The sequence below is a fragment of the Nocardia sp. NBC_01377 genome, assembly GCF_045040005.1.
Classification (GTDB): Bacteria; Actinomycetota; Actinomycetes; order Mycobacteriales; family Mycobacteriaceae; genus Nocardia; species Nocardia noduli.
In genome coordinates this window covers 2,638,616-2,663,217 of sequence record NZ_CP109566.1, presented here as the reverse complement: position 1 = coordinate 2,663,217, position 24,602 = coordinate 2,638,616, and the positions used below count along the sequence as shown (strand labels likewise).

The window sequence follows — 24,602 nt, the reverse complement described above, 5'->3', positions numbered from 1 at the left end:
GCTCGGCGATGCCGACAACCGAATCTTCCCGGGCCGGAGAAGGTGGTGGCGAAAGTGACTTCCTGCTGGCGAACGCCGATGAGTCGGGCGCATTGTTGGCGTGGGCGGAGGCGAGCAACGTGGGCCCGCTGACGCTCGAGGATCTGCGGGACAACCTCCGACGGGTCACCCACCAGTACCTCAAATCCCCCACCCTGCCGCTGTTCCGCCGTGTCGTGGAGACCCGCGATCGCGCGATCGAGCTCCTTCAAGGACGTCAACGCCCCCACCAGAGCACCGCCTTGTACGCCATCGCAGGGTGGTCGATGACATTGCTCGGGTGGATCACCACGGATCTGGGCCGCCCCGACATCGCCGGTCGACACCTGCGCACCGCTTGGGCCTTGGCCGAGAACACCGACGACAACGAATTACGGGGCTGGGTTCGCGCCGCGCAGAACACGGTGGCGGCCTGCCAAGGCAACTACACCGCCGCCGCTGAGGCCGCGGCGGCAGGTCTAGCCTATGCCGATCAGGGATCGGCCGGTCTCCTGCTGGCCAGCGCCCGAGCGATCGACCCGGCCCAGATCGGGCGCGCCTCGGAATCGGCAGCGGCACTGCACACGGCGGGCCAGATCGCCGATCGCATGGTCGATGAACCACCCTCGGATCAGTACGCGGGACCGCTGTCGTGCTCGATCGAACGTGCGGGCGGATACTGGGCAGACGCCGCGCTGGTAAACGGACAGGCCCAACAATGTGTCGAGTTCGCCGCCGAAGCCCTCGCCCGATTCCGTGCCAATCCACCCGCGCTGCGCAACCTCGGCTCGGAGCGAATGGTGCAGACCCAACAGATCAAGGGATACGTCGCGCTCGGAGACTTCGACGTGGCCGTCACCGCGTTGCGCGAGGTGGTTGCGGCCACCCCCGGCAGAGCATCGTGTGGGTCCGCTGATTCAGCGTGTCGAGGAGATCGCCCACCTCGCCAACGACAGTGGTACCTCCGCGTCGGAGGCCATCGAATTGCGCGAAATCGCCACTGAATTCAAGCAATTCGCCGACGTCGGAACCTTGGCGACTCTCGCGACGGAAACGAACGGAGACTGATCGCCATGGCGACAGAGACGACATGGGACCACTGGTGGTGGCGACCCGGCTGGAAAGTCGGGCGCTCGTTCTACACCTGGCATGTGACCTTCGGCCCCGACTCCGAGGTCGGAGATCTCGTGCAACGATTCGCCCCGGTACTCACCGAACTCCCCACCATGGCGGCGGTCGAACGCTCAGGACTGCACATCACCCTTCAAGGCATCGGCTTCACCGACGAAGTATCAGCAACCGACATCGACCGGATCGTTACCGCCGCTGGCACACGTCTGTCTCGACGCGAACCGTTCGACGCGGTGATCGGGCCGCCTGTCGTCGACGAGGAAACCATCGGAATGCCGATCACGGACGCGGGCGGGTTCGGGCAGGTCCGTGACGATCTGCAACACGCGATCGGTGATGTCTGGGGCGAACACAACGTTCCCGAACGTAGCGGTCGGTTCCAGCCTCACCTGAGCCTGGCGTACTCCACTGGAGTTGCGTCGATACCCGAACTCACCGACCTTCTCGCGCGAAACGAATTGAGCGACATACAGATTACCGATCGGATATCGGCGGTTTCGCTGATCGAACTCAACCGCGACCGACGTCGATATGACTGGCGCGAAGTCGAACGGATCCCACTCGCAGACACCGAATTCGCGGACCGGCAGAGCACCGGCGGCGCGGAGCCGGATCTGTGAGCGCGACCTCCAGATACCGTGTCAGAAGCCGGTGAGGGCCATATCGCACATCCACCAGCCGTCGCCGAGGTCGACCGGTTCGACACACGGGTCCCCGTAGAGATCGACACCCTTCGGTGAGCCTTCGGGGCTGTAGAGGTACCCGCCGCCACCGTCCGGAATGCCGATCCACTGCGGGAAGAAGTGAATCGATCGCTCCGACGGCTCGCGGTCGAAATCGGCGCGCGGGCTGGACACCGATCCACTCGAGGTCAAGAACTGGAGCGGCAGTGGCAGTTTCGCGCCGTACAGGTCGTTACCGGGGTCGACGGTGAGCGCCAGTTCGAGGAACGGTCGGTGTATGAGGAAATACGACCTCGGCGCGATCTGCCACAAAGGGTTGACCAGCATCGCGAGCACGGTGAACACCGACACCGTCGTGGCGGCCACCCTCGGGCGCAATTGCAGGATGAGCCCTGCGATCACCATGACGAATCCGACCGAGTAGATGACGAACATGACCGGGATCACCAGCAGATCGAAAATCCACAGCGTGGGTCGCGACCAGTTGTACAAGAATCCCACGGTCCAGAACAGCAGGCCGACGGCCAGCAGCGAAGCTTTCACGGCGATGATCGTGCTCGTGGGCGGTGGCCCGCACCATGGCGACGAGCCGATCACCACGAGGTCTCTACGAGCACTGCACGATCTCCGCGTGTTCGAGCGGGTTCTACCGATCGGAGCCGAGTACATCTCGGGTTGCGAGCGTCGGGGGCGAAATCCCGGTCAGCTCCGAGCAACTGTCGTGCGAACGACGGTGTGCGCAGTCATCATATTCGGGACGGTGCGCGCGACGTGCGCCACGGGAGGGAATGGTGCCGGCGTGCATTTGCGGGCAGGAACGAACTTCGCCGGGTATATCGTCGTTCGACTGCTCGGCACCGGCGGTATGGGATCGGTGTATCTGGCTCGGCATCCGCGTCTGGAACGGCTCGTCGCGTTGAAGGTCCTCGCCGATACCTTCACCACCGACCCGAAGGTCCGTGGCGCGTTCGATCGCGAGGCCGCGCTGGCGGCACGACTGGATCACCCGAACATCGTCGCCGTCTACGACCGCAGCGGACCCGACGACCCGGCCCTGTGGCTGACGATGCGCTATGTCGCCGGAGGCGACGCCAACACCCTGTTGGCCGCCGCCCCGGCGGGATTGCCACCCGAGTTGGCGGTACGCCTGATCGGGGATGCCGCCCACGCCCTCGACTTCGCACACGCGAAAGGTGTGGTCCATCGCGATGTGAAACCGGCCAACCTGGTGATCGATGACGACCCCCGCCACGGGCAACGCGCGTTGCTGACCGACTTCGGCATCGCCCGCACACTCGACGACACCGTCACCCTGTCCTCGGTCGCGGCCAGTTTCGCCTACGCCGCACCGGAGCGCTTCACCGCGACCGTGGACCATCGTTCCGATATCTATTCGCTGGGTTGCACCCTCTACCACCTGCTCACCGGTCGCCATCCGTATCCACGCACCGATCAGGCCGCCGTGATCGCCGCGCACCTGACGGCCCCGCCGCCCGCGCCACGGGATATCCGTCCGGAACTGCCCGCCGGACTCGACGCCGTCATCGCCACCGCGATGGCCAAGAGTCCCGACGATCGCTACGGCACCTGCGCCGCGCTCGCCGAGGCTGCTCGGTCCGCTCTGGATCCCGCTACGACGGTGCGGAACCCGGCGCGGGCGCCATCGTCCACAGGACCCGACGGGCGTCGTCGGTTGCGCCGTCGCGTAGCACTCGGATTCCTGATCGTCGCCGGGGGGACCGGTGCCGGGATAGCACTGCTGCAACCCTCGTCGGGGGGCACCACACCGCCCCCGAGGACGACGACGAGGTCGACCTCGACCCCGACGAAGGCGCCCACAGCGTCCCGGACCGACTCCACGGTCCCGAAGACGAGCACGAGTGCCCCGAGGGCGGGCACGCCGGTTCCCACCGCACCGCCGCTCGGTCCGGGGGCGACTCCACGGTCGGTGGTCGGTTCACCATCCGTCGGACGTTCCGCCCCTCGATCGACCCAACGCTGATGGAGATGCCGGGTCGGTCTGAAGGCAGACGCGGCTGTCGAGCACCTACTCGACCCAACGGCGCTGCCGAATTCCCCCGACGCCCACGGTCAGCACATCCGGGTTAATCGGGAAGGCAGTCGCCGATGTATAGCGGTCTCGATCCCCCGGCCACCGCCGAGGATCTCGCCGAAACCGCGCGCATGATCGAAACCCTCGGACGCTCGGCCCTCACCCGCGTGGTCGACGTCAGGGATTTGGTCGCTCTCGAAGGCGTTGTGGCCGAAGGTGTCACGAGGTTCGGTCGCCTCGATGTACTGGTGGCCAACGCGGGTGTGCTCAGCTGGGGACGCCTGTGGGAAATGAGCGAAGAACACTGGGACACCGTCGTCGGCGTCGATCTCAGCGGCACGTGGCGCACCATCCGAGCCGCCGTCCCCGCGATGATCGAAGCGGACAACGGCGGATCGATCGTCATCGTGAGCTCATCGGCCGGGCTGAAGGCCACACCGGGCAACGGCCACTACTCGGCGTCCAAACACGGACTGGTCGCACTGACGAACACTTTGGCGTTGGAAGCGGGCGAGTTCGGCATCCGCGTGAACTCCATCCATCCGTACTCGGTCGATACGCCCATGGTCGAACCGAACGCCATGATGGAACTGTTCGGCAACCACCCGTCCTTCCTGCACAGCTTTCCGCCCGCACCGCTGCGGGCCGCCGCGAACGGGCACACCGGGTTCATGTCACCCGAACAGGTCTCGGATGTCGTCGCATGGCTGGCCGGACCCGGTTCGGCGTCGATCACGGGCAGCCAGATAGCGGTCGACGCCGGGGCCATGAAGTACTGAAGCGACGGACTGGTCCAGCTTCGCGAAGTACGTTACGATTCGAAACACAAGTCCGGACAGATGTCCAGACAGACTGGTTCGATATCGACGACAGTGGTCGATGATCGGCGTTCGTCTACGGCTGACGTGGCTCCGCGCGACGCGGTGCGAACCGCCCGCAAGGAGAAAAGCTGTGAAAATCACCGCGGCAGTGTCGCGCGGCGGCGACGCCCCTTTGGCGATCGAGATGCTCACCCTGCGTGCGCCCACCGCCGACGAGGTTCTCGTTCGAGTGGTCGCGTCCGGCATCTGCCACACCGATTCGACAACCCGAGAGGCTTTTCCGGCGGGGTTGCCCATCATGCTCGGTCACGAGGGCGCGGAATAGTGGAAGCCGTCGGTTCGCAGGTCACCGGGGTTTCGGTCGGCGACCACGTACTGATGACCTATCAGAGCTGCGGGGAATGCGCGGAATGTTCGTGCGACCTGCCCGGATACTGCACCCATTGGGCGACACTCAACGCGGGCCGATTCGGCCCCGACTCACCGCTGCGGGCGGGTGAGGAACCGGTCACCGGCGGCTTCTTCGGACAATCCAGCTTCGCGTCCCGTGTGCTTGCCACAACGCGCAATATCGTCGTCATCGATCCGGATGTCGACCTGGTGTCGGCCGCTCCGTTCGGCTGCGCGGTCCAGACCAGGGCGGGTGCGGTCACCCAGGTACTGGCCCCGGACGCTTCGTCCGTGCTGGCGGTCTTCGGCGTCGGCGGTGTCGGCATGTCGGCAGTCATGGCAGCCCGAGCAATCGGAGCGGGGACCGTCGTCGCGGTCGACCTGTCCCCCGACCGACTGAAACTTGCCTCCGAACTCGGCGCCGACGTGATCATCGACGGCGGCGACACCGATGTCGCCGCACAGATCGCCGCCCTCGGCAACGGCGGAGCGACCCACGCTCTCGACACCACCGGCGCGGCACCCGTCATCGCGACCGCGATCGACTCCCTCACCGCGCGAGGCGTTCTCGCGATGGTCGGCCTCGGCCCCTCCACCGTTCCCATCGAGGTCGCCAAACTGATCGGCCGCGGCAAAACGATACGCGGCAGCATCGAAGGCGACGTGAATCCGCACACCTACCTACCGCAATTGGTGCGGTGGCACAGGGACGGACAATTGCCGATCGAACAACTGATCCGCGCCTACCCCCTCGACCGCATCAACGACGCGATCGCCGACGCCGCCTCCGGCGCCGTCGTGAAACCGGTCATCACCTTCGTATGACTCGGACAGGTACGGCGCCGACTCCACCCACGCGGTCACCCTAGCGGTAGGCGACTTGCCAGTGCTTGATGCCGCTGATCCATCCGGAACGCAACCGCTGCGGTTCCGACTCCTGCCGCAATCGGGCATGGCATCGCCGCAAATCGGGCATGGCATCGACGATGGCGCCGAGCATCAACTCGATCTCGAGTCGAGCCAGGTTGGCGCCCACGCAGAAGTGCGTCCCGGTTCCCCCGAAACCCAGATGCGGATTCGGGTCACGCAGAATGTCGAAGGTGAACGGGTCTTCGAAAGCGTCTTCATCGAAATTGGCTGAACCGTAGAACAATCCGAGTCGCTGCCCGGCGCGGATGTGCTGTCCGCCGAGTTCGGTATCCGCAGTCGCGGTCCGTTGGAACACCGTTACGGGGGTGGACCATCGCACGACCTCGTCGACCGCGGTCCGGGGGCGCTGCTCGCGGAACAGCGCCCACTGATCGGGGTGGTCCACGAAAGCTTTCATTCCATGGGTGATCGCGTTACGCGTGGTCTCGTTTCCCGCGACCACCAGCAGCATCACGAAGAAACCGAATTCGTCGCTGGTCAACGCCTCGCCGTTCACATCCGCGCTGACGAGTGTGCTGACGATATCGTCGAGTGGATTGTCGCGGCGCTGCTCGGCCATGCCCATCGCGTATCCGAGCATCTCCATCGACGCGACCGCCGGATCACCGAACTCCGGGTCGTCGGAATGATTGAGCAAATCGTTCGACCACTCGAAAAGCTTGTGCCGGTCATCCTGCGGGACCCCCAACAGCTCCGCGATCGCCTGCAACGGCAGTTCGCAGGCGACCTGTTCCACGAAATCTCCCCCGTCCGCCTTCCGGGCGTCGTGCACGATGCGGGCAGAGCGCTCCGCCAGCGCGGCACGCAAGCCCTCCACCGCGCGCGGCGTGAATCCCTTGGAGACGATGCGCCGAATCTTGGTGTGTTTCGGCGGGTCCATATTGAGCAACAGCGCGCTCTTCATGGCCTCGGCTATATCCGCCGGTGGTGCCGGACGGAAGACGGATGACGGCGCCACTGCGATGGGAGGAGTACAACTGCGGATTCTTGGAGATCTCTCTGATCTCCTCGTGTCGGCTGACCACCCAATACCCATCGTCACCGAACGGGTCGGCCTGCTCTTTCGTCTGAGCGTTCCACCACACCGGCGCGGTGCGCCGAATCTCGGCGAACTCCTCGACCGGGCGCCGAGCTTCCCACAGGCAGGGATCGGTGAAGTCGAATTCCGCCGGCAAATCGATGGTCATATGTCTCCTCTTCGGTCAGCCGACTCCGGCGATCGGGGCCTTCCTCATGGCGCCGAATCGCGTGGTCGATTCCGCAGTGACCGAGACTACGCGGGCAACGATTCACTGTCCAGACATATGCCTAGACAGGTGTATGCCCGATGACGATCCCCGATAGTTCGATGCCCGACCAGCAGACACAGCGGTTCACCGCATCGTGACGAAACCTTCGAGATGGATCAGTGATGACGGCCACGCGAACAGCGTGTGCGAGCAGACCTTCGGACAGCGTCGGCCTGCCCGGTCCGGGGACAGCGGCCCGACCCCTGACGACCGGCGAGGAGTGATCGTGCGGCTCACCGGCACGGGAAAAGAACGTGTCGCCGATACGCTCCGAGACCGCGGCGCCGAGTTCCACGCACGCACTCGCGACGGGCCGCTGGCCGACCTGCGCGAGTTCATCCGCCTTCTACGCCAACTCACCGCGGCCGACATCGAGCAATAACGATCGCCGCACCGGGGGAGGAACGACCGTGGCGGCCTATGACCCTCCGCCGGAACGGAACCGGCCCCCGGCGTGTGGTGCGCCGGGGGCCGAAAACGTGATCACGTCACCGATGGTGGTGACCGGCGTCGCCCGAGCTCGGCCCGATCACATCGCTCGGGGGACATAGCCGACCAGAGCTTCGCTGATACGTCGCGCCGCGACGCACGGTTCCTGAGGTGCGTCGGGCTTCAGATTCCGCGTGACGAACGCGACGAGGCCGCCCTGCACCGGAATGCCGATGTAGCACCCGATCTTGTTGGTGTCCTGCGCCGCACGATATTGGTAGGCTTCCCGACCGCCGACCGACAGCGAACTGAAGTCCACGTAACGCCCGCTCTGCTTGAATTCCTCCAGCGTCTGCCAGGTCGACACGATCGTGAATTCCGATTTGCCCGTGAGGGATTGCCATCGGCAGTTGTTGTCGCTCACCCCGCCGGAGTTGCTGAGCACCTGTCGACTGTCCGGACGGAATCCCAGTTCGGTGATATCGGCGTCGGATATCTGACAGGGATTCCACACCGCAACGCCGCACACGGTCGCACCGCCGCAGTTATCGGTGCCACCGGGCACCGGAGCGGGATTGCCCGTGGTGCCGCACGAGGTCGCGCCGCAGGTATCGGTTCCGGCGGGGTTGCCGGGCTGTTCCCCGCCGGTCTGTCCGGTGTCTTCTCCACCCTCACCGCCCGGATCTCCCCGCGTCTCACCGGGATTGTTCGACGACGCGGTACCGGTCGGTGACGGCGTCTTCGAGACACTGCTCGCCGTCGCCGTCGCCGTCGCCGTCGCGGTTCCGGGGTGTGTCGGGTCGGAATTCTGTTGGTCGACCGAGCACGCCGTCACGATCAGTACCGGCACCACGACGCCGAGCACCAGTCCGATACTCACGCGCCATCGGCGCCCCCCGCTCGACATCTGCATGATCTGCACAGGTCCCCCCTATACAAAGCCCGCGTCGTGGCTGAAACAGACAGACGCGCAATCGGCTTGGCTGATTTCGGATGATTGCCGGCTCCCCGCGAGGGGGCCACGAACACTCACGTTCACTGTCGCGCGGCACCCCGGAGGCGTTACACGACACCGGCTCGGCTTTTCCCGCAGCCCGGCCGGGCGCACGAACCGAGCGGGACCGATCGCCGTCGACGGCTTGCGACCGCGTAGGGCACGCCGGTCACCCACCGCCCCGCGCGGGGCCGATGCCACGGCCACCGAGTGTGAAAGTGCACCATGGTGTGGCAGGTTGGTACGCGTGGCGTACAACGCACGCGGATCTCGGGGAGTGGAGTGCAGTTACAGATAGGGGCGAATTTCGCCGGATACGTGATCGAACGGTGCCTCGGCACCGGCGGTATGGGATCGGTGTATCTGGCTCGGCATCCGCGCCTGGAACGGTCGGTCGCGCTGAAACTGATGACCGACGGGTACAACGCCGATCCGAAAGTGCGTGCGGCCTTCGATCGTGAAGTGAGCGTGGCGGCCCGGCTCGACCATCCGAATATCGTCGCCGTCTACGACCGCAGCGGTCCCGAGGACGACGCGCTGTGGCTGACCATGCGCTACATCGCGGGCGGCGACGCGGGCGAACTGCTGGAAGCCTCGCCGCGCGGGCTCGCGCCCGAACACGCGGTTCGGATCGTCGGAGATGCCGCCGAAGCATTGGATTTCGCGCACGACCAGGGTGTGGTGCACCGCGACGTGAAACCGGCCAACCTGATGGTCGAATACGGGCCACGCGATGAGATTCGCGCGCTGCTCACCGATTTCGGCATCGCCCGCACCCGCGACGACACCGTCACCATGTCGTCGATCTCGGCGAGTTTCGCCTACGCCGCGCCGGAACGTTTCTCCAATCTCGCCGATCACCGTTCCGATATCTATTCGCTGGGTTGCACCCTCTACCACCTGCTCACCGGAACCTACCCCTTTCCGCGCGACGATCAGGCCGCCGTCATCGCCGCGCATCTCACCGCGCGGCCGCCGTCCCCGCGTGAGTTACGTCCTGAGCTTCCGGTCGAATTCGACGCCGTCATCGCCACGGCCCTGGCCAAGAAACCCCACCGCCGCTATCCCTCCTGTGGCGCGCTCGCCGAAGCCGCGCGCGACGCGCTCTCCTCGGTCGCGATTCCGCAGCTCGTGTCCGTGCCGGATGTGGCCCGGGAGGTCGATTCGGCGGCGGTGTCGAGGAAGCGGACCCGACCGTTGCCGACACCCGCAGACTACGACGGCGATCGAGGCGACGAGAGGCCGGAATCCTTACTTCGACCGAAATCGTTAGGTGCCGAGGATATTCCGCGCGAGGCACACGCGCGGGTCGAGAAATTCGCACCGCCCGTGGCACTCCGACGGGAATCCGCGCCGACCGATCGCGGCGAATCTCCCGCTGTGCCGTCTCTGCCAGCATCGGCATCGGGCGAGCGTGTCGCGCCCGAGGCCGAGTCGGCCTCGGGCGACAGACCGTTGCCGGAAGCCGCGTCACCGCACGAATCCGGCCCGAATCCGGTCGCGCCGCCGACGAACGCCCTCACCGCGAACGATCGCGGTGTCGAGCCGGTCGGCGCTCGCCGACTCGACACCACTTTGCCGGATCCAGATCTGCCGAATGCCGAATTGTCGAATGCCGACCTGCCAGATCCCCACCTGCCGGGTCCTCACCAGCTGAGTCCCCACCAACCGAATCCTGACCAGCTGGATCCCCACCAGCCGGATTCCGACCAGTCCGAGCCGGGTGATTCGAATCCGCCGGTGCTCGCCGCGGATTCGTTGAATCGTGACGCGGTAAGACCCCCGCCCCCGACTCGCTCGACCGATTCGCCCACACCCGCCCGACGTCGAGTATTGATAGCCACGGTTGTCGGGGCGATCGTGTGCGCCGGCGGTATCGCTGTCGCCACGGCTCTGATGGGCGCTTCCGACGACATTCCCGCCACCCCGTCGCCGGTTCCTGCGGTTCCCGCCGGTCTTCCCGGTCGTTCCGCGACACCCACCGCCGAACCGGTTGTCGTGCAACCCGGTCCGACCCGAACCACGCGACCGCCCACCGCATCAGCCCCGGCCGAATCGTCCGCACTCGACGTCGTCGAGCTGCCCGCCCCGCCACCGGACGGGGCGACTCCGATCCAGCCGCCCGCGCCCGTTCCGCTGTCCCCGCCCACCGAGGACGCCGCCGCCGAAGTGGGACAGCCCGGATCGAACACCGCGACGCCACCACCGACCTCCGACCAACGACCCGTGACCAGCACCACGGTCCCACCGACACCGACCGAACCCACCACCACACCGACGATTCCACCGTCGACGACACCCCCGACCACCGGTGCGCCCACATCGACCACGGCGACCGAAGCTCCGATCAGTACGACTGTCCCGGGCTGATCCAGCGGACCGATCCTCGGATCACCGTCGTCACTCGATCCGAAACCCCGTTCGCGGATCATCGGCTTCTCGCCCCGGGACGAAGGCCTTCAGATCCATTCCGGAGCAGAACGTCCCTCCCGCGCCGGTCAGGATTCCGATCACCGGATCCGAGCGGCCAGGCGGTCCGCGAAGGCGGGCCCGGGGCGTTGCGGATGGGTATCGGGGCGACGAAGATGATCGCTCGTAGCGGTCCCGAACAGAAGGGCAGCGCCGACGTGACGGGTGCTGACCGGGTGGACAATGGGCAGATGCATCCGCACGGAACAGGCTCGGGAGAGGGGCTGAGCAGAGCCGAACTGCTCGCCGCGATATCGCTCGCGATCGACCTCGGTCTGGGGCAGCCGATGGAGCATATGCTCCGCTCGTCCTTGATCGCGACACGGATCGCCGAACGGATGGGGCTCGACGGGCAACAGCGGGCGACGGTGTACTACGCCAACCTGGTCGGATGGATCGGTTGTCACGCCGATTCCCACGAACTCGCCACGCTCTTCGGCGACGACATCGCCTTCCGGGCCGACACCTACACGGTGGACATGACCGGCATGCCGTTCCTGCGGCTGATGCTGAGTCATGTCGGACGTGGACTACCGGGCTGGGAGCGCGGCATCCGAGCCACGGCCTTCCTGGTCACGGCTCGCACCCGGGTCGCCACGTTGATCCAGTCGCATTGCAGTTCCGCCGGGGTTCTCTCCGATCGGATGGGTCTGGACGAGCAGGTCGCGAAGGCGCTGTCCTACGTCTTCGAACGCTGGGACGGCCGCGGGTTGCCCGACGGTTCTCGCGGAGACGATATCCCGGTCGAGGTCCACATCGCCCATGTCGCCGACGTCGTCGAGGTCCATCTGCGCACGGGCGGGCTCGAGCACGCGAAGGATGTCGTCCGGTCGCGGGGCGGCAGTCAGTTCAGCCCGGCGGTGGTGACGGTATTCGATCGCGACGCGGCGGGGATCGTGGAGGGATTGCTCGACATCGATGTCTGGACCGCGGCGTTGGCCCAAGCGCCGGATCGCGACCGCACCCTGACGGCCGAGGAGAGCGACGAACTGCTCGAGGCCATGGCCGATTTCGTGGATCTCAAATCGCCTTTCACTCTGGGACATTCGCGCGGCGTCGCGGATCTGGTGGCCGGGGCGGCCCGACACCTGGGCCTGCCGCCCACCGACATCACGAATCTGTACCGGGCCGGGCTGGTGCACAGCCTCGGCAAAATGGGAGTGTCCAACCGGATCTGGGAGAAGAAGGAGCCGCTCACCACGGCCGAACGGGAACGGGTACGGATGTATCCGGATCTCACCGGCCGGATTCTGAGGCGAGTCGGCGGCATGGAGTCGGTCGTGCATCTGGCGATGAAGCACCGGGAACGGATCGACGGGTCCGGCTTTCCCCGGGGAATCACCGGCGCGGAGTTGACCACGCCGGATCGGTTGCTCGCCGCGGCGGAGGCCTATCAGCGACTGCTCGAACCGCGCCCCGACCGACCACCGCTCGATCCGCGCGGCGCCGCCGATCGGTTACGGGAACAGGCGCGCGCCGGACGTTTCGACGCCGAGTCGGTCGCGGCCGTCCTCGCGGTGGCCGATCCGGGGACCTCTCGGCGGACGCCGTGGCCCGCCGGGCTGACCGACCGCGAGGTCGAGATCCTGCGGCTCGTCGCGCAGGGCCGATCGAACAGGGAGATCGCGGCCGAATTGTTCATCGCCGAGAAGACGGTGCGCAACCACGTCGAACGGGTCTACACCAAACTGGGCGTCAACAACCGCACGCAGGCCGGACTGGCCGCGATCGACCGGGGCCTGGTGGGGTCCCGGTCGTCGCGGCCGTGAGTCGACGACGGCTCTCAGCGCCGGTTCGTGCCGGGCCGGGTCCGCCGGTCCAGGACCCATATCGTGGACAGCGTCAGGCCGACGGCGAACACGGCGAGAACGATGAGACCGGCTCCCGCTCCCCCGCGGAAGGTGGCGTCGTAGGCGGACATGGCGGGCAGCGTGGTGGTGTATCGCTCGAGATCCAGCTCGCGGCCGAGCGCTTCGAAGGCGTAGCGGTTGGACAGCCCCAGACTCATCAGGCGTCCCGGCAGGGCCATCTCGTCGACGGGGACGATGGCGCCACCGAACAGCACCTGGGGGAAGCAGAGCATCGGCAGGGCGAGGGCGGCCTGCGCGGCGTTGGAGACCGCCGCCGAGGCGAGCAATCCGAGAGCCAGTGCCGAGATCGCCTCGATCACGATCGTCACGAACAGGAACGCGAACACCTCCCATCCGACGTCGGGGAGCCGACCGAGCGCCCGCAGCACACCGAGGAGCAGCGCGCTCACACCGGCCAGCACCGGAAGCAGCGCCGTCACCTTGGACGCGACGTAGGCGCCAACGCCGAGTCCGGCCAGGCGCTCCCGCCGGAAGACCGACATCTCCCCGACGATCTGGAGCAGGCCGTAGGTCAGGCCGAAGAAGAAGCCCGCGAAGGCGATCCAGAACACGATCTGGGCCGGGCCGACGTCGGCATCGCCGCGCGGTGGGAACGCGTCGCGCTCGAACAGCGTCGCCATCATCGCGGTGACCAGCACCGGCGAGCCGAGCAGGACCACCAGGGTCAACCGGTTGCGAAGGAGAACATCGACATTACGTCGTGTCAGTAGCCACCATTGGCGGAGCGGGCCCGTGCGCTCGAGATTCGAAGGTGGGGCCGCGACCGAGGGTAGCGCCGGGCCCGGTGTGGTGTTTCCGCCGCTGTCGGCGAATCGCTGCGCCCAGATCTGCGGGGTGTCCTCACGAGCCAACCGCTCGTACACCTCGGCGATGTCCTCGACATCGAAGTGTCGCCGCGCCTCGGTCGGGCTGCCGGTGAAGGCCAGGTGGCCGTCACGCGCCAGGAAGACCACCCGGTCACACTTGTCGATTCCGGTCGGCTCGTGCGTCGTGAGAACGACGGTGACCCCGCGCAGGGTGAGTCGGCGCAGCAGGCGCATCACGTCGGCCGCGGTCGACGGATCGAGCCCGGAGGTGGGCTCGTCGAGGAAGAACAGGCGCGGCCTGGTCAGCAACTCCACGGCGATACTGGCCCGCTTACGCTGGCCGCCGGAGAGCGCGCGGACCGGGACCTCGGCCCGATCGGCGAGATCGAGGTCGCGCATGGTCTCCTCGACCACCCGATCGGCCTCGGCGTCGGATGTGCCCGCGGGCAGCCGCAGTCGCGCCGCGTAGCGCAACGTGCGACGCAGGGGCATCTCGAGGTGGATGATGTCCTCCTGCGGCACGTAGCCGATCCGGGAATCGGCGCCGCGCCGGGCCCCGCGCACGACGCCGTCGTGGCGAACCTCCCCGCCGGACGGTGGTTCCAATCCCGCGAGAATCGCCAGCAATGTGCTCTTTCCCGCGCCACTGCCGCCTGCGATGGCGACCAACTCCCCAGGCTCGACCGACAGCGACAGTTCCTGGAGAATCCGCCGCCCCCCGATACGTCGGCTGACGTCGACCGCGTCGACCCGTCCGCCGTTCGACACTCCGGGCGCGTGATCGGAAGTGCCCGTGCCGAACCTCTCGACAATCGGTGGTTCCGGGGCCGACTCGGTCGTGGCCGGTGATCTCCGTAATTCCTGGACTCGCTTCGTCATGCCCTGATCATCGGCCCGAACCCGGGGTGCTCACATGGGGCGTTTGCCTCAAATCACGGCTGTCAACCCCTTGATCTCGACGCGGCATCGGGCCGATCGAAGGGCCGCCCGACGGCAACCACTGTTCGCCCGACGATCACCGATCCCGTTGCGGGGCAGACCATCTCATGGGGTGCCGTGCATGGTGTCGGTCCCCTCTGCCAGGATGCGACCGTGATCTCGAGCGAACCTGGGAGATGTGGATGACGGACCGAACCTTGCGCGCCATCGGCGAACTCCTGGACGCGACGCGACCGCCGGGTTCGTTCGCTGCGCGCCACACCGCGTCGGCCGAGAACCTGGCACTCGAAGTAGAGGGCGTGGGGGCGGTGCGGTGGCCCGTGCCACCGGACCAGGCGCGGAGACTGTGCGAGATCGCCCGACCGGCCCGGTACGGTCGGCGCGAACAGACTCTGCTCGACCCGACTGTGCGTGACACCTGGGAGATTCCCCGCGATCGGGTCACGATCGATCGCGAGCGCTGGCATGCGACGGTCACCCCGGTGCTGGACGCGATACGCGAAGATCTCGGAATTCCGCCGGGCCGTGCGCTGTCGGCGGAGTTCCACTCGATGCTGATCTACGAGACCGGCCAGTTTTTCCGACGGCACCAGGATTCGGAGAAAGCCGACGGCATGATCGGCACCCTGGTGGTGACGCTTCCGTCCACCTTCACCGGCGGTGACCTGGTGATCGAACATCGCGGTCAGCGGGTGATCGACACCGGCTCGCCCGACGAACTCACCTTCGTCGCCTTCTACCCCGACTGCGAACACGAGGTACTCCCGGTCATCGCGGGCCACCGGATCTCCCTGACCTTCAACCTGGTGGTCGTGGCACACGCTTCGAACACCGACTCGTCGAATCCCACGGTCGCGGGCCTGGCCGAGCAACTGCGCGAGCATTTCGCCACGCCGGTCCCGGTCCCGTCGTGGATGCGCGGCGACGGACCCGAGAGCCGTCCGCCGCGACTACTCGTCCACCTGCTGGACCACCGGTATTCACAGCGGGGTCTCGGCTGGGATCAGCTGAAGGGAGTCGATTCCGCCCGCGCGGCGGCACTGGTCACGGCCGCGGCCGAGGCCGACTGCGCGATCGCATTGGCGCTGGCCGATATCCGGGAGAGCTACCCCTGCGACGAGTTCGAGGACGAGGACTGGATGTGCGGCATGCGCAGGCGCTGGGCACGCGTCGACGGCACTTGGAAAGTCGTCGGCCAGGACTGGGACGCGATCGAGGGTGAAGACGAACCTTTCGAGGAGGCGCCCGGCGAATCCCCCACCGCCGCAGACCATCCCGAGCTGTTCGGGTCGTTGGGCCAGGAACAGATGTCGTGGTCGTACACGACCCTGACTTGGTGGATCGACCGTAGTGGGGATCCGGCGGTGCAGACAGCCCTGTCGATCACCGATGACGAACTGTGTCCCGGCGGAGGCGAACCCGTGGTGCACCCGTACGCCTTCGAATCCAAAGGCTTCATGGGCAACGAGGGCAACACGATGGACCGCTGGTACCGGCGCGCGGCGATCGTGGTGTGGGCACGGCAACAGCCCATCGAACTCCCCGCGATGTCCACGGCGGATTCCGGGGCGCACTGACGCAGGTTCCATCCTTGTCGAACAGGTGTCGAAATTGTCAGCCCGAGCTTTTCCGTCCACCTGACGCATCCCCGATGACGTCGCGTCGCTGCCGGCACGGCGGCGCGAGGCGGGCCATAGTGGTCGGATGGGTAACCGGGCCTCCATCGCTGCCGCGTTCGAACCTCTGCTGCGCGCCACCTTGGGCCCGCACCCCGCGGTGGGATTCGAATTCTGGGATGGCAGCGCGATCGAACCGGATGGTGAAAGCCCCGGGACGATGCGCGTGCGATCCGAGGACGCGTTGCGCCATCTGGTCTGGGCGCCCGGTGAACTCGGCCTGGCGCGTGCCTTCGTCTCCGGTGCGGTGGATCTCGACGGCGACATATTCACGATGCTTCGCGCACTCCAGTCGACCGCGCCGAACGACGCCCGCCTCGGTCTCGGTGCGGCCTGGCAGGCCATCGGGGCGGCGCGGCAACTCGGGGTGCTCGGTCGCAAGCCGGAACCGCCGCCGGAGGAGGCGCGACCGCGGCGCGGGCCCTTGCACACCAAACGTCGCGATGCGGCGGCGATCAGTCATCACTACGACGTCGGCAACGATTTCTACCGACTGGTGCTCGGACCGAGCATGACCTACTCCTGTGCGCGGTTCGTCCCCGACGGTGACGGATCGTTGGAGGACGCCCAGCGCGCCAAGCACGATCTGATCTGCCGCAAATTGGGCTTGGCCGAGCAGTCGGGCATGCGCCTGCTTGACGTGGGATGCGGCTGGGGTTCCATGGCGATGCACGCGGCGACGACCTACGGGGCGCGGGTTGTCGGCGTCACCATCAGCGGCGCTCAGGTCGAACTCGCCCGCCGACGAGTCGCCGACGCCGGACTGTCGGGCAGCGTCGAGATCAGGCTCGCCGACTATCGCGACCTGCGCGGCGAGGAGTTCGACGCCATCTCCTCGATCGGCATGTTCGAACACGTCGGCACCGAACGCGCCGCCGCGTACTTCGACACCGTGCGCGCCCTGCTGCGCCCGTGCGGACGGCTGCTCAACCACGCCATCTCCTCGCCGGGCGGTTCGGTCATGAAGAACCGTTCCTTCATCGGGCGCTACGTCTTTCCCGACGGCGAACTCGTCGACGTGGGCGAAGTCGTGCTGGCCATGGAACGTGCCGGATTCGAGGTTCGTGATGTCGAAGCCCTGCGCGAGCACTACGCGCTCACCCTCCGCCATTGGGTGGGCAATCTGGAAAAGGCTTGGGAACAAGCGGTTTCACTGACCGGCGAAGGGCGAGCACGAATCTGGCGGCTGTATATGGCCGCCTCGGCGCTTGGCTTCGAGGACGGCGGACTGGGGATTCACCAGGTGCTCGGCGTGGTCCCGGAAGCGACCGGGAACGCCGATATGCCCGCGACCCGGCGCGCCTGGGGATAGCCCCGGATCGGCAGCCTGCGGGCGGTCACCTACGGATTCACACCAGTTCGGGCACCCGCAGGTGAGCGAAACCCAGCCTGAACTCGGCCACCTCGAGAACCTCGGCCCCCAGAGCACGGGCCAGTTCGGGCCTCATCCGCGCGGTCGGTTCACGACTGCTCTCCAGTTCCTCGATACTCGACCAGACACTCGAACCGACCGCTCGACCGGTGGCCCGGTCGATGAACAGGCTGGCGCTGCGGAATCCTTCGAGTTTCTCGAGTTGCGGCAGCGATCCGGTCTTGAACGTGTCGATCATCCGGTCGATCCCGGCCGGATCGGTCCGCATCCAGATGCATCGGGTACACGCGCGTTCACCGGCCAGGTGATCGCGATGCATGGCCGCGACTTCCCATTCCTCGATCTTCTGGGTCTGCCCGTGCAATGCCTTGGCCAGACCGTCACGCAACGGCGCGACGCGCGACTCGCTGGCATGCAGCGCGTCCTCGGACTCCCACGCGGACGTGGCGATGCAACGCCCCGCCGCCCTGTCGACCATCAGCGACATGCCGACCCACCCGTCGATATCGGACAGATTCGGCATCAGCTCCTTGCGGAGGTACGCGATTCCACTGTCGACCGACGACGGCTCGGCCGCGATCGTGCTCGAACGTGCGTACATTGGCCACCTCCTACTTCAGGAAGGGCAGCGCCCCCGGTGGACGCCACCGGACATATCCACTGTCCTCCACCGCGCGCATCCGCACAATGCGGCCTCCGGGGCGCTCACCGGTTCCGTTCACGGCCGACATTGCGCGCGGTCCCCCGATGGGCGGGGACGGTCGCGGGATCCTCCGGCCAGGCGTGTTTGGGATAGCGCCCGCGCAGGTCGGCGCGGACCTGAGACCAGCCGGATCGCCAGAAAGACGCCAGATCCGCGGTCACCGCGACCGGGCGCTGCGCCGGAGAGAGCAGATGCAGCACGATCGGGACACGGCCGTCACCCAGCCGAGGCGCCTCCGCCCAACCGAACACCTCCTGGACCTTCACCGCCAGCACCGGCGGATCGAGCGAATAGTCGACGCGGGGACGGCTGCCGGAGGGGACCTCGAGACGTTCGGGTGCGAGCTCGTCCATCCTGGCGGCCTCCGGCCACGGCAGGAGCCTGCGTAGCGCCTGCCCGGTGTCGATACGTTCGAGATCGGCGCGGCGACGGGCGGTGGCCAGTTCCGGGCCGAGCCAGACCTCGGCGGCGGCCAGTAGCGACTCGTCGTCCACCGCGGGCCACGGAGCGCCGAGGGTGCGATGCAGGAAATCGAGGCGTTGCCGCAGGGCTGTCGCGTCGGCACTCCAGGACAGCAGGCCCGGGCCGGAGGACCGCAGCCCGCGCAGTACCGCCGCGGCGAGCATCCGGCGGTCCGGGGCGGGAACGGGCTTCTGCGACAGGACGATCGCGCCCAGTCGCTCCACCCGCCGGGCCACGACCTCGCCGTCGATCCAATCGATCTCCTCGACGCTGCTCAGCAGGGTCGAGGCCGCACGCCGAGCCAGCGACTCGTCGGCCACCGCGGCCAACCGCACCACCCCCTCCGCGCGCCCCGGATCGCGGGTCGCGACACCGACCGCCAGCCATTCCGCGTCACCGACGCCTGCGCCGGGCAGCACGGTCACCGCCGTGCCGCCCGCCATGAGATAGCTCGCCGACCCTGCGGCACGCCGCCGCGCCAACCGCTCCGGATAGGCCAGCGCCACCACATAGGCCGGATCGTCTTTCCCGTCCCGGCCGTCGACCAACCGGGCCAGCCGATCGACCTCCCGCCGCCAGTGCGCAGGTCGCTCCCGCCGCAACACCCGCAAACCGGTCACCAGATCGATGCCGGAGATGTAGCTGTCGTCGTCGAGGACTGTCACCACCTCCGCGGCCGCCCGCGCGCCCACCACCTCCGCCCCGTCGAGCAGGGCGCGCGCCAACCGCGGATGCAGCCCGATCCGCGCGATCCGCCGACCTCGATCGGTCACCGCACCGTCACCGTCAACCACGCCCAGGGCGCGCAGCACCTCCCGCCCGGCGTTCAGTCCCCCCGGCGGCGGAGCGTCCCACCAGCGCAGGCCGTGACCGTCGGCCGTGCCCCAGCAGGCCAGCTCCAGGGTCAACCGGGTCAGATCCGCCGTCCGGATCTCCGGCTCCGGATAGGCGGGCAATGTCGCGTGCTCGTATTCCGGCCAGCACCGCCACACCCATCCCGGCCCCTCACGACCGGCCCGTCCGGCGCGCTGCTCGGCCGCCGCCGCCGAAACCCGCACCGTCGCGAGCCCGGACAGTCCACGGGCCCGATCGATTCGCGGCACCCTGGCCAGCCCGGAATCCACGACCGCTCGCACGCCCGGCACCGTCAGACTCGACTCCGCGACCGCCGTGGACAGCACCACCCGCCGCCGGGTGCCCGATCGTAGGGCCGCGTCCTGCCCCGTCGCGGACAATCGTCCGTGCAGGGCAACGACATCCACGTCGGACAGATCGGCCAGCAGCGTCGAGGTCCGGCGGATCTCGGCCGCTCCCGGCAGGAAGACCAGCACGTCTCCCTCGGTGTCGGCGAGCGCGATCCGGGTGGTGCGCGCGACCTGCGCTTCGATCCGTTCCCTCGGCAGTGCCGCGACATAGGCCGTCCGAACGGGATAGGTGCGACCGTGCGCCTGTAATACGGGTGCCGGGTCCTCCCCACCCAATAGCGTCGAAAGCCGTTCGGCGGCAACGGTCGCCGAGGTGGCCAGCACTCGCAGGTCCGGTCGCAGGCCCGCCCGCGCGTCGAGTAGCAATGCCAACAGCAGATCCGCGTCGAGATGCCGCTCGTGGCATTCGTCGAGCAGCACCACGTCGACCCCCGCGAGTTCGGGATCGTCCTGCAACCGCCGCACCAGCAACCCGGAGGTCACGACCTCGATCCGGGTCCGCCGCCCGACCCGACGATCCCCACGCACGGAATAGCCGACGGATTCGCCCACCCGCTCCCCCAGCAGCGCCGCCATGCGCCCGGCCGCCGCCCGCGCCGCCAGCCGTCGCGGCTCGGCCACGACCACCCGCCCCGCGACGGCCGCGGCCAGCGCCAACGGCACCAGGGTCGTCTTCCCGGTTCCCGGCGGCGCGACCAACACGGCCGTCCCGTGCTCGGCCAAGGTCGCGACGACACGGTCGAGCACGCCGCGGATCGGCAGATCGGGAAGTTCGGGCAGGTCCATAACCGACCAGTCTGAAGCCTCGCCTCGCACACGCTTCGGCGCGGGCCGTCCGGGCGCGCCCTGACGGCCACCGATCAGGTACGAGGCCGAGTACCGAAAGGGGTGACGCGTTTGCGGATCACGCGGCGAAGAACTCGAGTCGCTGGGCGTCCACGATCTCGCTGTAGTGCGAGGCGTCGCCCTGGATCACCCGACTCGGGGAACCGTTGACGTCCACCGGGATATCACCGGCGAGGGTGATGCGGTGCAACTCGCGTTCCTGGTCGCCGAAATCCGCGATTCCATAGTGTTGGGTGGCGCGATTGTCCCAGATCGCGACGTCGCCGAGACGCCAGTTCCAGCGGAACGTGTTCTCCAATCTGATGATTCGCGCCTGCAACAGCTGGTACAGGCTGTGGAACTCGGTGGCGCTCAGGCCGCGGAAACTCTTCGCGAAATGACCGAGCAGCAAAGAGCGCTCACCGGTTTCCGGGTGCACCCGCACAACGGGATGCACCGTCTCGTATTCGGTGCTGGTGAACTCCTGATACTGGGCAGGTTTGCCGCCCTCGCCCGCCTCGGCGAGGTCGGTCCGACCGGCGTAGTCGTACAGATTGCTGTGTGTCGCCCACAGTTCTTCGGTCAACGCGCGCAACGTTTTCGGCAGTTGCTCGTAGGCCGCGACGGTCGATGCCCAGGTGGTGGCTCCGCCGTACCCGGGGAGGGTGACGGCTCGCAGGATCGAGGCCTTGGGAACGCGGTCGACGAAGGTGACGTCGGTGTGCCACGTGTTCGCCGCGCGATCGATCGTCAGCAACCGGGTGCCGAGCGAGGTGAGAGTCGGGTGGGGTTCGGTCGGCGTGCCAAGCGACTCCGCGAACGCGTACTGCGAATCGTCGTCGAGCTGGTGCTGATCGTCGAAGACGACCACCTTGTTGATCGCCAGGGCGAGCCGGATCGCTTCGACCTGCTCGGCGGGAAGATCGCCGCCGAGCCGTACTCCGCCGAGCCGCGCGCCGATGTGCTCACCGAGTTTCTCGATGGTGATTCCGGCCTGGCGAAAGAATTTCGCGGCGTCGGCTTCCCGGTCCGCCCGAATCTCGATCTGCGCGAGTGTCATTGTCTGTGCTCCTTTTCCGTCGTCGGTCGTGGAACGGCGACCGTTTGTCGAAGGCGCCCCCGAAGTCCTGGAGGCCGACCTCACTCGCCGAGCAGGAAATTGCCGATGTACTCCCGGACGCTGTCGCTGCTGGGCGGGTGGAAACTTCCCGCGCGAACGTCGCGGTACAGCCGCTCCAACTCGTTGCGACGGTGGATCGAACCGCCACCGCCGATCTCGAGCGCGATATCCACGACGGTCCGCGCGGTACGGGTGCCGTTCTCCTTCACGGCGAACAACGCCAGCAGCAGACGGTCACCGAGATCGTCACCGCGAGCCAGCACCTCGGTGATGTGATCGAGGTGTGCCGTCGCCGCCTCCAAGGCCAATTCGGCCTCGGCGGCGTGGTACTGCACGAACGGTTTGCCTGCGACGGGGCGGCCGCCGAGGCTCAACACGTTGCGGGTCCGCGCCGACTCGAGCGCGACATCGACTGCGCGGCGGCCGATTCCGAGGTACACGTTGACCAGCGCCGGGATCGCCCACGGGAGGATCGACGAGATGAACGGACCGGGGTTCGCGCCGCGCTCGTAGCTGTCGACCACATACTCCTGCGCGACGAACACGTCGGTCAGCACCGTGTCGTGGCTGGCGGTCGCCCGCACCCCGAGGGTGTCCCAGGTCTCCACGGTGCGGACACCCTCGCTGTGCCGAGGCACGAAGGCGTGGATGATGCGTGGCCGCTCCGGATCGCTGTCGTCGCGAGCGTGGATGCCCAGCCAGTCCCACGCGGGCGAGAGCGAGGTGAAGATCTTGTGCCCGTTGACGACATAGCCTCCGTCGACCGGCACCGCGCCGGTGGTGGAATCATCGATGGCCAGGTCGTTTCCGCGCTCACCGTGTCCGGCCGCGATGACCTTGCCCGCGGCGACCTCGTGGGCGAGCCAGTCCAGCGACGTGTCGCCCGCGGCGATCCGGTCGGCCAGCGGACCGGTCCAGTACAGGTGCATGTTCACACCGAGCGCGGTCGCGGGCGCCCAGTACGCGAGTGCCCGCTGGGCACGGTTGAATTCCGTGAGCGTCCACCCGAGCCCACCGTGACTGACCGGAATCGCCGCGCGCAGGTAGCCGATCTCCCGTAGTTCATCGAGATCCTCTGTGAAGAAACGATTGTCGCGATCGTATTCCGGCGCCCGCTGATGGAAACGGTGTAGCAACGCCTCGGGCAGGACGCCGGGCGTCAGCACCTCCGAAATCGGTGAATCGACGGGCTCCACGGCGAGATCTGTCATGGTGCAACTACTTTCGACGAGTGGACGGTCGCCTTACGGCACCCTTGCGCGAGTGACGCGGCAGAGTCGACGGTAGGAGGCGGCGATGTCGGGCGGAAGCAAATAAGTCAGGAAGAGTCCAACGGTGTCGCACCGAGCCGCATCCGCATTGTCCACCAACACATCCCGGTCCCGATGCCACCGCGCTCGACCTGAAGGGAAGTCACCGAACGCGCCGGGGGCTTTGTACTCGTCGAGCGGTACCGGGTGTTCGGCGCGCAGAGGTGAGAGCCCGGGCAGGCTGCCGGGAGCACATCCGATCACGCTTCGCGGCGCCCGTGATGCCGAAGGCCGTGCCCACACGATCTGTGGGCCTGATCGATCACCCGTGCTCTGGCGCTGTCCCCGACGGCTCGGTCGATTCGCGGAAAGTGGCGATCGAGGCGCCGTTGACTCGCGCCCACGTCGTCAGAGCTTCGATCGGCTCCCGAAGCGTGTCCCCGAGCGCGGTCAAGCTGTACTCGACGCGTGGCGGCGCCTCCGCATACACCCGCCGCTCCACGAGGCCGTGCTCCTGTAGCCGACGCAACGTCTGGGTCAGCACCTTGCGTGAGACCCCACCGATCAACTCGACGAGATCGCCGTGCCGCCGCGGGCCTTGGCTCAACGCGAACAGTGTCACCACAGCCCATTTGCCGACGATGATCTCGATGGCCGACCTGGCGGGGCAGTCGGCGAGGAAGACGGTTCCGGGTCGAAGGCTCACGGTGCGAAGGGTACCTTTCGGTACCTGACGGCTCCCTAGCGTCGACGGCATGCAATGCACCGCGCTGCCCGTCATCCAGTGGAGGCTCGCAATGTTCGTCACCTACCTCGTCGTCGCCGTGCTCATGTCCGTAGTGCTCGTGGTCTCGGCAGGCGCGAAGTTCACCCGGCCCCCGCGGATGGTCGAGCAGATGTCGACTCTCGAATTGCCGTTCACCATGCTGCCGTTCCTGGGCGTCGCTCAGATCGCCGGAGCGGCGGGTCTCATCATCGGAGTGTGGTGGGGACCGCTGGGCGTCGTTGCCGCGGCGTGCCTGACGCTCTACTTCATCGGCGCGGTCGCCGCGTACGCGCGCGTCGGAGATATCGCGGGCACTCTCCCGGCGGCAGCCCTCGCGGTCGTGGCCGCTGTTCTGATCGGCGTGCGCGTCGGCCCGCTCTGACCCACCCGTGTGCGAGCG

The 24,602-nt window shown here is 67.4% G+C and carries 18 protein-coding genes and 4 pseudogenes; 12 read left to right on the top strand and 10 right to left on the bottom strand.

All coding sequences use genetic code 11. The features are described from left to right. Nucleotides 1–8 precede the first annotated feature (8 nt). Together OG225_RS12180 and OG225_RS12175 are read left to right on the top strand one after the other, a co-directional pair. The gene (locus tag OG225_RS12180) at nucleotides 9–1,022 is read left to right on the top strand and encodes a hypothetical protein (RefSeq protein WP_405181772.1); all 1,014 of its coding nucleotides are present in this window, start codon (nucleotides 9–11) and stop codon (nucleotides 1,020–1,022) included. A 69-nt stretch (nucleotides 1,023–1,091) separates the two neighbouring features. Then, nucleotides 1,092–1,769 carry a 2'-5' RNA ligase family protein gene (locus tag OG225_RS12175; RefSeq protein WP_405181771.1) on the top strand — a complete coding sequence of 226 codons (678 nt, stop codon included), beginning with the start codon at nucleotides 1,092–1,094 and terminating at the stop codon, nucleotides 1,767–1,769. A gap of 21 nt (nucleotides 1,770–1,790) precedes the next feature. On the opposite strand, the gene OG225_RS12170 is transcribed toward OG225_RS12175, so the two are convergent. Beyond that, nucleotides 1,791–2,375 (bottom strand): hypothetical protein, encoded by a 585-nt coding sequence (locus OG225_RS12170; protein ID WP_405181770.1) that lies wholly within the window; start codon nucleotides 2,373–2,375, stop codon nucleotides 1,791–1,793. Nucleotides 2,376–2,631: 256 nt separating this feature from the next. Here OG225_RS12170 and OG225_RS12165 point away from each other — a divergent pair, with 256 nt between their 5' ends. From OG225_RS12165 to OG225_RS12150, 4 genes and pseudogenes are all read left to right on the top strand, one after another. Beyond that, nucleotides 2,632–3,834 carry a serine/threonine-protein kinase gene (locus tag OG225_RS12165; protein ID WP_405181769.1) on the top strand — a complete coding sequence of 401 codons (1,203 nt, stop codon included), beginning with the start codon at nucleotides 2,632–2,634 and terminating at the stop codon, nucleotides 3,832–3,834. Nucleotides 3,835–3,980: 146 nt separating this feature from the next. Further along, a pseudogene (locus OG225_RS12160) lies at nucleotides 3,981–4,664 on the top strand (SDR family oxidoreductase); the annotation flags it as partial. Between the two features lie 100 nt (nucleotides 4,665–4,764). Continuing rightward, nucleotides 4,765–5,111: pseudogene (locus OG225_RS12155) on the top strand (alcohol dehydrogenase catalytic domain-containing protein); the annotation flags it as partial. Beyond that, entirely contained in the window at nucleotides 5,085–5,921 is an 837-nt protein-coding gene (locus tag OG225_RS12150) for a zinc-binding dehydrogenase (RefSeq protein ID WP_405183243.1), read from the top strand. The pseudogene OG225_RS12155 and the gene OG225_RS12150, both read left to right, overlap by 27 nt. A gap of 40 nt (nucleotides 5,922–5,961) precedes the next feature. Here OG225_RS12150 and OG225_RS12145 read toward each other — a convergent pair. After that, nucleotides 5,962–7,213, bottom strand: a pseudogene (locus tag OG225_RS12145) (cytochrome P450). 328 nt (nucleotides 7,214–7,541) lie between these two features. Here OG225_RS12145 and OG225_RS12140 point away from each other — a divergent pair. Then, nucleotides 7,542–7,697: a hypothetical protein gene (locus tag OG225_RS12140; RefSeq protein WP_405181768.1), complete on the top strand. Its 156-nt coding sequence runs from the start codon at nucleotides 7,542–7,544 to the stop codon at nucleotides 7,695–7,697. A gap of 147 nt (nucleotides 7,698–7,844) precedes the next feature. On the opposite strand, the gene OG225_RS12135 is transcribed toward OG225_RS12140, so the two are convergent. Beyond that, complete coding sequence (locus OG225_RS12135; protein WP_405181767.1) at nucleotides 7,845–8,624, bottom strand: DUF3558 family protein; 780 nt, start codon at nucleotides 8,622–8,624, stop codon at nucleotides 7,845–7,847. Between the two features lie 396 nt (nucleotides 8,625–9,020). On the opposite strand from OG225_RS12135, the gene OG225_RS12130 reads away from it, so the two are divergent. Continuing rightward, the gene (locus OG225_RS12130; protein ID WP_405181766.1) at nucleotides 9,021–11,108 is read left to right on the top strand and encodes a protein kinase domain-containing protein; all 2,088 of its coding nucleotides are present in this window, start codon (nucleotides 9,021–9,023) and stop codon (nucleotides 11,106–11,108) included. A gap of 17 nt (nucleotides 11,109–11,125) precedes the next feature. Here OG225_RS12130 and OG225_RS12125 read toward each other — a convergent pair. After that, nucleotides 11,126–11,264: pseudogene (locus OG225_RS12125) on the bottom strand (enoyl-CoA hydratase); the annotation flags it as partial. A 134-nt stretch (nucleotides 11,265–11,398) separates the two neighbouring features. On the opposite strand from OG225_RS12125, the gene OG225_RS12120 reads away from it, so the two are divergent. After that, nucleotides 11,399–12,976, top strand: coding sequence for an HD domain-containing phosphohydrolase (locus OG225_RS12120; protein WP_405183242.1), 1,578 nt, complete (start codon nucleotides 11,399–11,401; stop codon nucleotides 12,974–12,976). A gap of 14 nt (nucleotides 12,977–12,990) precedes the next feature. On the opposite strand, the gene OG225_RS12115 is transcribed toward OG225_RS12120, so the two are convergent. Beyond that, the gene (locus tag OG225_RS12115) at nucleotides 12,991–14,763 is read right to left on the bottom strand and encodes an ATP-binding cassette domain-containing protein (RefSeq protein WP_405181765.1); all 1,773 of its coding nucleotides are present in this window, start codon (nucleotides 14,761–14,763) and stop codon (nucleotides 12,991–12,993) included. 242 nt (nucleotides 14,764–15,005) lie between these two features. On the opposite strand from OG225_RS12115, the gene OG225_RS12110 reads away from it, so the two are divergent. Together OG225_RS12110 and OG225_RS12105 are read left to right on the top strand one after the other, a co-directional pair. Continuing rightward, the gene (locus OG225_RS12110; RefSeq protein WP_405181764.1) at nucleotides 15,006–16,400 is read left to right on the top strand and encodes a 2OG-Fe(II) oxygenase; all 1,395 of its coding nucleotides are present in this window, start codon (nucleotides 15,006–15,008) and stop codon (nucleotides 16,398–16,400) included. Nucleotides 16,401–16,527: 127 nt separating this feature from the next. Continuing rightward, a complete protein-coding gene (locus tag OG225_RS12105; RefSeq protein WP_405181763.1) occupies nucleotides 16,528–17,811 on the top strand; it encodes a class I SAM-dependent methyltransferase in 1,284 nt (427 codons plus the stop codon). A 37-nt stretch (nucleotides 17,812–17,848) separates the two neighbouring features. Here the strand turns inward: OG225_RS12105 and OG225_RS12100 are convergent, their stop codons facing one another. The 5 genes from OG225_RS12100 to OG225_RS12080 all read right to left on the bottom strand — a co-directional run bounded on the left by OG225_RS12100 (nucleotide 17,849) and on the right by OG225_RS12080 (nucleotide 24,142). Further along, entirely contained in the window at nucleotides 17,849–18,472 is a 624-nt protein-coding gene (locus tag OG225_RS12100; RefSeq protein WP_405181762.1) for a hypothetical protein, read from the bottom strand. Nucleotides 18,473–18,576: 104 nt separating this feature from the next. Continuing rightward, complete coding sequence (gene hrpB, locus OG225_RS12095) at nucleotides 18,577–21,027, bottom strand: ATP-dependent helicase HrpB (RefSeq protein WP_405181761.1); 2,451 nt, start codon at nucleotides 21,025–21,027, stop codon at nucleotides 18,577–18,579. Nucleotides 21,028–21,145: 118 nt separating this feature from the next. Beyond that, on the bottom strand, nucleotides 21,146–22,126 hold the full coding sequence (locus OG225_RS12090; protein WP_405181760.1) for a TauD/TfdA dioxygenase family protein: 981 nt from the start codon (nucleotides 22,124–22,126) through the stop codon (nucleotides 21,146–21,148). A gap of 80 nt (nucleotides 22,127–22,206) precedes the next feature. Then, nucleotides 22,207–23,397, bottom strand: coding sequence for an acyl-CoA dehydrogenase family protein (locus OG225_RS12085; RefSeq protein WP_405181759.1), 1,191 nt, complete (start codon nucleotides 23,395–23,397; stop codon nucleotides 22,207–22,209). A 361-nt stretch (nucleotides 23,398–23,758) separates the two neighbouring features. Next, a complete protein-coding gene (locus tag OG225_RS12080) occupies nucleotides 23,759–24,142 on the bottom strand; it encodes a winged helix-turn-helix transcriptional regulator (protein WP_405181758.1) in 384 nt (127 codons plus the stop codon). 49 nt (nucleotides 24,143–24,191) lie between these two features. Between OG225_RS12080 and OG225_RS12075 the strand changes: the two genes are divergently transcribed. Then, a complete protein-coding gene (locus OG225_RS12075) occupies nucleotides 24,192–24,584 on the top strand; it encodes a DoxX family protein (RefSeq protein ID WP_405181757.1) in 393 nt (130 codons plus the stop codon). Nucleotides 24,585–24,602 lie beyond the last annotated feature (18 nt).